The organism is Pedobacter sp. UYEF25, from assembly GCF_054061655.1.
This window is the reverse complement of record NZ_JBSSEL010000001.1, coordinates 150,085-162,404: the sequence shown is the minus strand read 5'-3', so window position 1 is coordinate 162,404 and position 12,320 is coordinate 150,085. Positions and strand designations below refer to the sequence as shown.

Sequence of the window (12,320 nt, the reverse complement as noted above, 5' to 3'; positions counted from 1 at the left end):
TTGCAGCCTATTGTCTCAAATCTTATCGCTTGCTTGGTAAATCTATGCTACCTCGAATCCAGCCTTTTTTAGATCTTCCCAAAAATAGGGATAAGATTTCTCCACCACTTTCATGTCTTCAATTTCTACTTCGTTGATGAGCAGTGCGAGCGGCGCAAATGCCATCGCCATTCTATGATCTTCATAGGTTGCAAAGGTCACTTTATCAGGGAAATTAAGGTTGTCACAGTTCAACGTATACAACAAATCGTTCTCAGTAAACGCTACACCAATCTTGGATAATTCTGTTTGAAGCGCGAAAATCCTATTCGTTTCTTTGATCTTCAGTGTTTCCAAACCTGTAAAACTTAAATTTTTGCCTAAAGCAGCCGCAACAACGACGATGGTTTGTGCTAAATCTGGACATGTTTTTAGATCTAAAACTTGTTCATTGCGGTGTGGGATTACTTCCTTATTAATTGAGATTCCTACTGAGGTAAGGGACGTAAATACGCCAAATAGTTCCATTAATTTCTGAATTTGACTATCTCCTTGCAGACTTTTCTCTTTTAAAGCAGGCAAATTAATGTGTGCCTTTCTGGCAAGGGCAGCAATGCTGTACCAATAAGAGGCAGCGCTCCAGTCTGGTTCAATAATCAATGTCCCTTTCTTAAAGGACTGCGACTTAATATTGATGGTATTTTGAACCCAGGTGTGCGCTATACCGACTTCGGCAAGCATATCTAACGTCATATCTACGTATGGTTTAGAAGTAAGTGCGCCATCAATTTCTAATTTTAAGCCCAGTGGTAAGGTTGGCGCAATCATTAGCAACGCAGAAATATACTGGCTGCTAATGTCGCCCTTCACTTTTACAGAATCTGTCTGTTGATTAAATGATCCAGAAATCTTCAACGGAGGAAAACCTTCTTTCTCTGTATAAGAAATTGATGCGCCTAAGGTTTTCAACGCCTCCGTTAAAATCCCTACGGGACGTTGTTTCATCCGTTCGGTACCCGTGAGTAAAAAGTTTCCGTTTTTAGCGGCGAGGTAGGCAGATAGAAAACGCATTGCAGTTCCTGCGGGCCCTACGTCAATTGACTGATAACTATCGCTATCTTTCGTAAAGTTTTTATCATTATCGATCTCCTCTGTTTGAAGTTTTGTTAAAATTTCATTTAAAGTAACTGTATCTGCCGCATTAGAAAGATTAGCGACTTTCACCAAACCCTTACTCAGCGCGCTAATAATTAGAGCTCTATTGCACTCGCTTTTCGAACCAGTGAGACTAATTTCGGTACTTATATGTTTGCTCCTTTTAAAAGAAACCAATGCACTTTTAGACATTTACTTTTTGAAGATTTATGGTAATTTGTTGCATTGAAGCCTGAGCTTTTCGCCGCCTTAAAAATTTAAATTAACTTCTGTCGATACTAAGCTTTAATTTCCTCGTGCTTTTCTGCTGCGATTCCCTTTTCAGCTTTGTTTGCATTCATAATTTCAGTTTGTCTTCTGATAGATTCGCCATGCACAAGCTCCAAGAACTTTTCGGTAAAATTAACATCCAGGTTTAATGCCTTTGCAAAGGCCGTTCCTTTCTTTATAATTGCATCCCAGCGATTAACTTGAAGAATGGTAACTTGGTTATCTCTTTTATATTCCCCAATTTTTGAAACAATAGCCATGCGTTCGCCCAATTTCTGTAACAACACATCATCGATTTTATCGATCGATTTACGAAGCTCGGCCAAATGATCGGTAAACTCTTCATTGTTAGATTCAGGCTCTCTAACGGTTAATTTATCAACAAGTTCTGCTAAAGCCGAAGGTGTTAGCTGTTGTTTTGCATCTGTCCATGCCACACTTGGATCTACGTGCGATTCGATCATTAAACCTTGCATATCTAAATCTAAGGCCTTTTGAGAAATGTATGGAATTAGTTCTCGGTTGCCACAAATGTGACTTGGATCGTTAAAAATTGGCAGCTCAGGACAAAGCGTTTTTAACTGAATGGCAAGCTCCCACATCGGCTCATTGCGGAACGAAGTTTTTTCATAAGAGGAAAAACCACGGTGTATCGCACCAATTTTAGTAATTCCTGCCCGATTGATCCGCTCAATAGCCCCAATCCAAAGTTGTAAATCAGGATTAATTGGGTTTTTTATCAAAACAGGAACATCGTGACCCTGCAACGCATCGGCAATTTCTTGTACTGTAAATGGGTTTACGGTAGAACGCGCACCAATCCAGAGAATATCCACACCAGCAGCAAGGGCTTCTTCTACATGTTTTGCATTAGCAACCTCAACGGCAATTGGCAGACCAGTTTCTTGTTTTGCACGATTTAACCACTGTAAGCCGATGCTTCCAATGCCTTCAAATTCTCCAGGACGTGTACGGGGCTTCCATATACCAGCTCTTAAAACAGATACTTTGCCCGTTGCAGCCAATAAATGGGCTGTTGTTAACAACTGCTCTTCCGTTTCTGCACTGCACGGCCCCGAGATTAATAGAGGTTCGTTTTTAATTTCTATCCAAGAGTTTAGTGGTTGGATATTTAGATTAAGTTTCATATTGATTAGTTTTTGATTTTCTTTAATTTAATGTGACTTGTATTAACGCCCAGTGGCTTAATGATGATTTAAAATCGGTATTTAAGGCATAAAACAGACACTATACCTTATCGTTTTTTTGATATTCGCCTAAAATATTAAAATTAGAAGTGAACTTAAGTACCTTTCTAATGGCTTTCTCATACTTTTCTGTATTTGGCCATTCTAAATCTACATAGAAATAATATTCATTTCTTTTGCCCAATACAGGCATAGATTGAATTTTTGTCAAACTAACTTCTTGCTGGGCAAACAGATTTAACACAGTAGCCAAAGAGCCTACTTTGTGGCCAACTTGAAAACAGATTGAAGCTTTATTCACCTTTTTTTCTTCTGCTGTTTTATCCTTTTTAATAATTAGAAACCGGGTAAAATTTTTCTTATTAGATTCCACTCGGCGTTCTAAGATATTTAATCCATAAAGTTCTGCTGCCAAACTGTTGGCAATAGCCATCGTGTCTTTTAATTGTTCTTCTTTAATTCGTTTTGCACAGGCAGCAGTATCACTACTTTCAACAATTTTAATGTTCGGATAATCGTAAAAAAAATCCACACACTGTCTAATGGCAATGGGATGGGAGGTTACAATTTTTATGTCTTCAAATTTTACTCCTGGCAGCGCCATCAAGTGCAATTGAATAGACAGATAAACTTCTCCTACTACAGAAAAACCATAATCTCTAATCAGCGTGTAGTTGGGTAGTAAACTTCCTGCAATAGAATTCTCTATGGCCATCACCACAAAATCAGCTTCATTCTTCTCTAACTTGTCACAAGTTTCCTTAAATGAATTGCATTCTAAGGTTTCAATGTCTTTGCCAAAATATTTATAAGCGGCCTCCTCATGAAAAGATGCCTTAATGCCTTGAATAGCTACTCGTTTTTTTAATTCCATTATATATAAAACAAAAAAGTCCTGGCGGTAGGCCAGGACTTTTTATACATTTAATATTTTCATCTATTTTTTTGCATATTAGCCCCGGCATTTACTAAAATAGTAAAAGTAACCAAAGTAATATGTTGCAACTTTTTTCATTTCTTTTTTTGAATAAGTCAAATGTAGCAACAAAATTTAATTTGTCAAGATATATTTGAAAATAATTTAAACAAAATTTAATTTCGTTATTGTTTGTGGTCGAATGCGATTGCCACCGCAGTATTTTAGCTTTTCCTAATTCCGATTTAAATCAAAATAAATATCAACAGTGGACTTTAGGAGTTAACCTATGATGTTTTCTTAAATTTTTCTGTTTCAAGTAATTCTCTTTGCATTACTTTAGCTATTTTAGTGCTTCCGTTATGGCTCCATCCAGGTGGATTTACGATATACCGAACCTTATCAAAAAATGTTGGAGCATTCTTTACATCTGCTTTTAGCGCGATAAATTCGTGAAATATGATGTTGACCGCTCTAGTATCTTGGGGCTGTGTGGTTAACCCATATTTAACCTCATCTTCGGGCAATTCCTCCTGAAAAGTGCCGAACCATCGATCCCACAGAATAAGTACCATGCCCATATTTTTATCTAAATAACGCACATTGTGGGCATGATGAACCCGATGATGAGAGGGAGTTACAAAAATATATTCGAACCAAGGATGAAGTTTTCCAACAGTTCGTGTATGAACCAAGTTGCCATAAATCTGCGTAATTAAATAAGCAAATAAAATATCAACGGCGCTAAAGCCCATGAAAGCAAGCGGAAGATAGAAAAACACCCGATAAAACGGCTCAAATACTGTGGACCTAAATCCTGTGGTTAAGTTGAAATGTTCTGACGAATGGTGTGTAACATGCATCGCCCAAAAAAGCCTTACGTAATGCCCGACCGTATGCAAAAACCAGTATAAAAAATCCTGCGCCAGTATCAAAACAATCCAATACAGCCACAAATTTTGGATTTGGAACAACTTAAACTGATAGCAATAATCCAACAAAAAGAATGTCGCTGTTTTCATGGTTAAGTTTACCACAATTGCAGACGCCATTAAATAGACGTTTGTCCAGGTATCTTTTTTGGTGTACAGTTTTTTATCGTGAAAGTAACTAAAATACATTTCTACGAATGTAAGTACCACTACAAAGCCAAATAAAAATCCTACAGATATGTCTCCACTAGAAAACCTCATTTTATATAGTATTGTAATATTTTAGCGCAGAGAAAACGTCTTTTTTAGTTACTCTGCAATTGTAAGTACACCGGCCAATGTTCTCTAATAGAGAAAATAAAATATTTCCATCTTCATTTTTTTTATCCCCCTCCATTAGTAGGTATAAGTCTTCGAAAGTTGCTTCCTTAATGATGTATTTTGGATAAATTGAAGTTATATAATCTGAAATCTCTTTCAACGCTGTTTGATCAAGGCCGTTATTTTTTACCGAGAGTGCGGCCTCGCAAACAAAACCTATTGCAATTGCTTCGCCATGGGTTAACGGTGACTGATCGTTTAATAACGAATAACTTTCTACAGCATGGCCAATGGTGTGGCCAAAATTTAAGATTTTTCTAACGTTTTTTTCTTTTGGATCTTTTGTAACTACATGGTTTTTGATTTTTACCGAATGGTAAATGTCCTCGGGAAGGGGGCTGCGGTAATCGCCTTCAATCAATTTGTAAAAAAAATCTTTATCTGCTATCAAACCATGTTTAATCATTTCGGCAAAACCTGACAAAAGCTCTCGCTCTGGCAATGTTTGCAAAAACTGAGGTTCAATAAAAACCATTTGAGGTAGGGTAAAGGTGCCAACCATATTTTTGGCGCCATCCACATCTATTCCAGTTTTACCACCTACAGAAGCATCGACCATAGATAGTAGGGTGGTGGGAATGTTGATAAAATCTATTCCTCGTTTATATGTTGAGGCAATAAAACCACCCATGTCTGTAACAACTCCTCCACCAAGATTGATTAACAAGCTTTTACGGTCGGCGCCGAAATCTAACAATGTCTTCCAAATTCCAATGCAAAAATCTATGGTTTTGCTTTCTTCGCCGGCGGATGTTTCAATCAGGTCAAATTCCTCAAAATCTTGAAGCATCTCTTGAAAAACAGGCAGGCATTTTACAATCGTATGCTCATCAGTTAGCAAAAATACTTTGCTGTATTTTTTTTCTTCGAGCAGCGTAGCTAAATCCCTTAATCCGGTTTCGAAAAATATTTTATGACCCGCGCTGTCCAAACTCTCTAAAGATTTCATCAAATTACTTTTATGGTGTGTTCGCCAAATTTGATTACATCGCCAATCTTCACTTTAAGGCGTTTTCTGTAATCGACTTCATCATTATATTTCACAAGGCCTGCACTTACAAAAGTTTGTGCTTCTCCGCCGCTATTCACCAATCCCGTAGCTTTTAAAAGCTGAATGAGTGGGATAAACGGTCCTTTTAACTTAAACTCTATCATTTGTATGCAAAAATACATAAATTAATGTTTTTGTGGTTTTTACAATCAATGCTTTTTATAATTTTGCATACCACTGACTTTTATTTGTGCTACATGGATTCTATTCAAACAAAACACCCAAATTTTGACAATACCGAAATTGCCTTTCGTAACAAAACGAACCCTGAATTGAAAAAAGCCTATTGGCTGTTTAAAGCCATAGGAAATAATTTTTTGTCGACCATCGGGCCATCTATCACCAATTTCTTCTTAAATGTAGGTTTTCCTATCAAGGGAGCAATAAGAAGTACAATATTTAGTCAATTTTGTGGTGGGGAAGATATTTCAGAGTGTGAGAAGGCAATAAATCAACTTGCAAAAGCAAACGTCGGTACTATTTTAGATTATTCGGTAGAAGGCGAGGAGAAAGAGCAAGTATTTGATGAAACGCGCGATGAAATTATGCGAACGGTTCTGCGGGCAGATGGTGATAAACGCCTCCCAATCACCGTCTTTAAAATTTCTGGTATTGGTCGTTTTGAATTGTTAGAAAAAGTACAGGCGAAAGTTACATTAACGACCGACGAGAAATTGGAATTTGAAAAAGTTCAAGAACGTTGTGAAAAGATCTGTCAAGCGGCTTTCGACAGAATTGAGCCGGTAATGATTGATGCCGAGGAAAGTTGGATACAAGGTTGTATAGATGATTTGGCGTTGGATATGATGCGCAAATTTAACAGGGAAAGGGTAATTGTTTATAACACTTATCAAATGTATAGAGGAGATAAGCTGGCAGATATGCAGGCAGATCACTTGATAGCAAAGGCTGCTGGTTTTATTTTGGGCGTGAAAACTGTTCGCGGGGCTTATATGGAGAAAGAACGAGCAAGGGCAATTTCATTAGGAGTGGCAAGCTTAATCCAACCAAATAAAGCAGCCACAGACAAAGATTTTGATGAAGCTTTGCGTTACTGCACAGACCATGTGGAAGAAATTGCTTTGGTTTGTGGCACTCATAATGAAGAGAGCTGTAGGTTGCTCACCTATCTTTTAGATGAAAAAGGAATTAGACATAATCACCCAAATGTATACTTTTCGCAACTTTTGGGAATGAGTGATAACTTAAGCTTCAACCTCGCAGATGCCGATTACAATGTGGCGAAATATGTCCCTTATGGCCCAATAAAAAGTGTAATGCCATATTTGTTTAGAAGAGCTCAGGAAAATACCTCCGTTGCTGGTCAAACAGGGAGAGAGTTAGCCCTGATAGAGCGAGAGTTAAAGCGAAGAAAAATAAAATAGGAAAATAAGAATGTTGCTCTGCTTATATTTTACTTATAGAGAATAGGTATATGACTATTTTTAGAGTGACGCGCTATAGTGATTGTTAGTTTGATCATTTAGACCGACAATTGAAACGACACAAATCAAGCTTGTTTAGCCATCCCTATAGAAACCGATCGATTATTGTAGTTGATAAATTTAACTTATTTGACCTTAAAACTCTGTTTTCCTGTTAACAGATCGTAAAACAGAATAAAATCGCTTGCCAAACTATAAGCAGGATATTTAAAAGTTGCAGGTTTGTTCTTTTCGAAAAAGTAATGTCCAATCCAAGCAAAACCATAACCTACAACAGGGGTAACGATAAAAAAGCGGAAATCATGAAACAAAAAGCCAGTAAAAAAGCAAAGCACAACCAATCCACTCCCTATAAAGTGTAAGATTCTAGAGGTTGTGTTGGTGTGTTGGGAAAGATAAAATGGATAAAATTCTTTTAGTGATCTGTAATGCTTAGTGATCATAAATTAAAGTAAGCCGTTCGCTTTTAAAAATCCCCCAAGATTGGAGGGCTTTTCTGTCATCAACAGAGTTTGTAAACCTAGCTTTTTTGCGCCCTCTAAATGCTGTGGACTGTCATCTATAAATAATGTTTCTGCAGGTATTAGATGATTATCATTGATCACTTGCTCAAAAATTTCTCGATTTGGCTTTCTCAATTTCATTTGTTGAGAAAAATAAACCCGCTCGAAATAATCATCGTAATTTTCAAAATTAAACTCTCGCTTAATGTAATTTATAATCCAATCATAATGGATTTCGTTGCTATTGCTAAGTAAAAAAGTGCGATAACGTTGTTTCATTTGTAACAGCACTCGATTGTTCTCTTCAAATGAACCGATAAGTAGGCTATTCCAAGCGCCATCAATTTGTTCATCGCTAAGATTGGCATTGTTAACCTTGGTTCTAATTGCGGCTCTAAACTCTGTTGGAGATATGTTTGCCGTTTCTAACTCATCAAATAAGCTGGTATGTGCTTTATGCCCAAAAAAATCACCGACGTTAATTATTCCTAGATCAGCAAACGATTGCTGTGCCTTTTCAAAATCTATCTCAAAAATAACATTACCGAAATCGAATATTACGTTCTTTATGTGTTCCATTTAAGTAGCCATCTGTCAAATTATAGAGATTCAAACCTAAGCGCCTTAACCATTAATTTCGGCTTGGCATCATTTTTAGAAAGCTGCGTAAACACAATGAAAAGGTTATGATATTTACCATCAGTTATTTTATTTAAATTAACGATTTGTCCAGTGCTACTGCCAACCAACTTTCCGTTAACGTCATCTAGCCTAATTTCAGTTTGCATAGATCTATCTACATCATTTTCAAAATCGATGTTAATGGCTTTTATATTCGTCAAATCTATATTCTTTAATTTTAGCCAACCAGAAGTTTTGCTGAGCTCAAGTACTTGGGACTGTTGCATTTCCTTCACATCGAAATTAGAAAAGTCTTTTATATCGCTTGCCGCAATGGTGCTATTTCTTAAATTCAATTCATAAGTAGTGCTCAAAGGTCTTAGTCCAGAGGCGCCGTTATCAGTATAACTGGCTTTAAGGCTCAAAACGGTATTCTTTTTATTGCTAGGTACATCGGTCAACAATTGTCCTTTTAAAGGCAAAGACGCCGCTACCGACTTTTGTTCGTCTAAACTTAATATCCATTTAGCTATTTCCTTCAAATCGGAGTCTTTTGTTGTAGGATGTGCCGGCATAGGAACTTCTCCCCACACACCAGCACCACCTTTTTTGATTTTATTGGTTAAGTAGTCAACCGCATTCGCATCACCTTTATATTTCTGGGCTACTTTTATAAAGGCAGGGCCGATAGATGTTGTAGCTTCTTTATGGCAAGTGCCACAGTCGAGTTTAGCTATCATTGCCTTTCCCACCATTGCAGTTGCAGCTTGTTGATGTCCTAACTGTGCACCTGCCAGGTCAAAACCTTCTACATAGCTTTTTGAAAGATATATTTTAGTTTTATCTACAATTGCACCTTTGTCGCTAACAACTACGTTGTAATTTATAGGATTGTTCGCAAAGTAAAAACTTTTATTACCAACTACATCTATCGCCACGTTTGGATATTCATTTCCGGCAAAAACAGGAATAGTATTGCTTTTTGCACTTGCTTTCAATGGATCTATGACTGTAACACTTACGGGATATTCACCAACCTTTGTATAGGTATAACTAAACGAAGGGATAGTTGTCGTTTTTTTAATGCCATTACCCAAATTCCACACATACATAAGGGCATCTCCATCGGGATCTTTTGCCTTTACGGTAGCAGTTAGTTTATATGGTAAGCTGCCTGCAGTTTTGGAAATAGAAAAATCGCTAACAACAGGCGGACGATTGCCTTTTAAATAATCTACACGAACTAGTGCTGCATCTGGATTGCTTGCAAACCACCCCTTTCCATATTCTAAAATATATAATTTCCCGTCAGGACCTTGTTCCATATCAATTGGTGCCGATAAAGACATATTTCCCATAAAAGGCTCCATACTCACGTAATCTCCATTCGATCCCATGGTTACAGCCTTAACCCAACCGCGTACCCAATCGTAGATAAGAAGTTTGCCATCGTAGTAGTTTGGATAAGGAGATGCTCCAGGTTTTGAGTAGTAAACAGGACCTGCCATTGCAGTTCTACCGCCCGAACCTAACTGCGGAAATTCTTTTGACTCGCCATAAGGATACCATATAAAGGCAGGTTGCGCTGCCGGCAATTCTGTAAGTCCTGTGTTGTTTGGCGAATTGTTAATAGGCCTAGCAGGATCAAAATATGCTCCACTTTTTCCTGTGGTATAGTCATAAGCACGATAAGGATAGTTGTTGCCAATAATTAATGGCCAGCCAAAATTCCCTGCTTTTTTCGCCTGATTTACTTCGTCATAGCCTCGCGGTCCGCGAGTGGAATCATCATTATTGGCATCAGGTCCAACCTCGCCCCAATATAGATATCCTGTAGTTTTATCTACGGCAATTCTATAAGGATTTCTATCTCCCATCACATATATTTCAGGACGCGTTTTTGCAGTTCCCTTTGGAAAAAGATTTCCTTCAGGAATGCTATAAGTACCATCCGCATTCATTTTTATCCGCAGGATTTTACCCCTTAAATCATTCGTATTACCTGCAGAGCGCCTAGAGTCATATTGTTCAAATCCTTTTCTTGCGTCTAGAGGCGCATAGGCGTTTGTTTTATAAGTAGAATTTTCTTGATCGAAAGGGGTAGAGTTATCGCCGGCAGAAACAAATAGCATGTTGTCTTTACCAAAGGCAATAGAGCCACCTGTATGGCAACAAATATCGCGTTGAGAGTAGAATTCTAACACAATTTTTTCTGAGCTTAGGTCAATCTTATCATCTATCATTTTAAACCGAGACAAACGATTTACCGACTTACTTGTGGGACTATAAAAAAGATAGATGAATTGATTTGTAGAGAATTGAGGATCTGCAGCTATGCCCAGAAGACCTTCTTCAGCATTCACGTTCGGAACGGTTGTTTTCCAGTAAACATCTAACTTACCAACTTGGCTCATCATTTTTGTTTGGTTTTTGTACAGCAAAACCTCGCCTCTTCTCTGCGCTACTAACACATCATAATTGGGCAGAACTGCGATTTCTGTTGGTTCTGTAAATTTTCCCTGTACTAAGGTTGTTTTAACAAACCTGTCTTGATCTGGTGTGTCTATTTTCAGTTCTAACTTTGCGTCGTTTGAACGACTCGGCGCTGCAAAATAATTAGACATTCTAAAAAAATACAAAAGCGTTAAAGCAATAATTGAGAATAAAAAGACGGAAATATTTTTCATTTAATGGGTTAATTATGGTCGAACGGGCGTAAATATAAGATATAAAACCAAATCATAAAAATTTTGCGGTTAATTGACTCGATAATTGAAGGTAACCCCTTACCAGAGTACTGAATACACGACTAATTTGTCTTGGAATTAGATTCGACATAGTCATTTTAACTTAGAGGTTTCTCCAATCTTTAACTGCATAGGCGCGCTAACGACCGAAACGGCATCTTTTTGGGCAACATTGCCCAAAAAATAGAGTGGAAGGTGTGTTAAAGCGCCCAAATAAATAGGTTAATGATCTAAACAAATCAGATTTTATTTATTGACAAAAGAACATACTTCGGTGCGCTGAACAAATTTTTAGAAAAGTCTATAAACCTCCTATTTACGTAACTTTAGTTATGAAAGGTGCTTGCCTTATTTCGATGTGGCTAATTTTAAATATAACGGCTAATTATTCGTTGGCTGGAATGATCGAGGCCACGTTTGAAAATCCAATAAAGATTTCTCAAGATTTTTTATACGCCGCCAGAACTGGTGCGTCGACTGCACAATACATCGAAGAGTTGAAAAATATGAACAGTACCGGACTCGCCTCAGATTTGTCAACTGATGCCAGAAAGACGGCTTTTTGGTTGAATATATATAATGGTTTTACCCAAGTGATTCTTTCTAAAAACCCAGATAAATACAAAACGAGAGGCGCTTTTTTTTCTAGCAAACAAATAGACATTGCCGGCAATCTAATGAGTTTGGATTTGATTGAGCACGGGATTTTGCGGCGTTCTAAAATTAAATGGGCTGGTGGTTATCTTGGTAAATTATTTCCTTCTTCATTAGAAAAAAACTATCGGGTTGCTGAATTAGATTTCCGCATTCATTTTGCGTTGAACTGTGGTGCGAAAAGTTGTCCACCGATTGCATTTTATGATTCTAATAAACTTGATAAGCAATTGGATGTTGCTGTAAATACTTATTTGAGGAGCGAATGCCATTATGATAAATTTGCCAATGCCGTGAAAGTTCCTATATTGATGAGCTGGTTTAGAGGAGATTTTGGAGGGATAAATGGGATTAGGAAAATTTTGGTGAACCATGAGATTATCCCTAAGGGAGCAAAACCAGAAATTCAATTTAAAAGCTACGACTGGACCTTATATTTAAATAACTATAAATCATAA

The 12,320-nt window shown here is 37.4% G+C and carries 11 protein-coding genes; 2 read left to right on the top strand and 9 right to left on the bottom strand.

The window, feature by feature from the left end; all coding sequences use genetic code 11:
• Positions 1–42 precede the first annotated feature (42 nt).
• From aroA to ACVWYG_RS00650, 6 genes are all read right to left on the bottom strand, one after another.
• Positions 43–1,326: a 3-phosphoshikimate 1-carboxyvinyltransferase gene (gene aroA, locus ACVWYG_RS00675; RefSeq protein ID WP_457268196.1), complete on the bottom strand. Its 1,284-nt coding sequence runs from the start codon at positions 1,324–1,326 to the stop codon at positions 43–45.
• An 86-nt stretch (positions 1,327–1,412) separates the two neighbouring features.
• The gene (locus ACVWYG_RS00670; RefSeq protein ID WP_457268195.1) at positions 1,413–2,552 is read right to left on the bottom strand and encodes a chorismate mutase; all 1,140 of its coding nucleotides are present in this window, start codon (positions 2,550–2,552) and stop codon (positions 1,413–1,415) included.
• A gap of 100 nt (positions 2,553–2,652) precedes the next feature.
• Positions 2,653–3,486, bottom strand: coding sequence for a prephenate dehydratase (locus tag ACVWYG_RS00665; protein WP_457268194.1), 834 nt, complete (start codon positions 3,484–3,486; stop codon positions 2,653–2,655).
• 329 nt (positions 3,487–3,815) lie between these two features.
• Positions 3,816–4,721, bottom strand: coding sequence for a sterol desaturase family protein (locus ACVWYG_RS00660; RefSeq protein ID WP_457268193.1), 906 nt, complete (start codon positions 4,719–4,721; stop codon positions 3,816–3,818).
• 1 nt (position 4,722) lies between these two features.
• On the bottom strand, positions 4,723–5,790 hold the full coding sequence (gene aroB / locus ACVWYG_RS00655; protein WP_457268192.1) for a 3-dehydroquinate synthase: 1,068 nt from the start codon (positions 5,788–5,790) through the stop codon (positions 4,723–4,725).
• Positions 5,790–5,996, bottom strand: a complete 207-nt coding sequence (locus ACVWYG_RS00650) for an RNA-binding S4 domain-containing protein (RefSeq protein ID WP_457268191.1) — start codon at positions 5,994–5,996, stop codon at positions 5,790–5,792. Before ACVWYG_RS00650 ends, aroB begins: the two co-directional genes overlap by 1 nt.
• Before the next feature lie 93 nt (positions 5,997–6,089).
• Between ACVWYG_RS00650 and ACVWYG_RS00645 the strand changes: the two genes are divergently transcribed.
• Positions 6,090–7,277: a proline dehydrogenase family protein gene (locus ACVWYG_RS00645; protein WP_457268190.1), complete on the top strand. Its 1,188-nt coding sequence runs from the start codon at positions 6,090–6,092 to the stop codon at positions 7,275–7,277.
• Between the two features lie 185 nt (positions 7,278–7,462).
• Here the strand turns inward: ACVWYG_RS00645 and ACVWYG_RS00640 are convergent, their stop codons facing one another.
• Genes ACVWYG_RS00640 through ACVWYG_RS00630 form a run of 3 tightly spaced genes read right to left on the bottom strand, consistent with a single transcriptional unit; the run spans position 7,463 to position 11,148 of the window.
• Positions 7,463–7,780, bottom strand: coding sequence for an Mpo1-like protein (locus ACVWYG_RS00640; RefSeq protein ID WP_457268189.1), 318 nt, complete (start codon positions 7,778–7,780; stop codon positions 7,463–7,465).
• Positions 7,781–7,783: 3 nt separating this feature from the next.
• Entirely contained in the window at positions 7,784–8,419 is a 636-nt protein-coding gene (locus ACVWYG_RS00635) for an HAD family hydrolase (RefSeq protein WP_457268188.1), read from the bottom strand.
• Positions 8,420–8,439: 20 nt separating this feature from the next.
• Complete coding sequence (locus ACVWYG_RS00630; RefSeq protein WP_457268187.1) at positions 8,440–11,148, bottom strand: PQQ-dependent sugar dehydrogenase; 2,709 nt, start codon at positions 11,146–11,148, stop codon at positions 8,440–8,442.
• Between the two features lie 392 nt (positions 11,149–11,540).
• On the opposite strand from ACVWYG_RS00630, the gene ACVWYG_RS00625 reads away from it, so the two are divergent.
• On the top strand, positions 11,541–12,320 hold the full coding sequence (locus ACVWYG_RS00625; RefSeq protein WP_457268186.1) for a DUF547 domain-containing protein: 780 nt from the start codon (positions 11,541–11,543) through the stop codon (positions 12,318–12,320).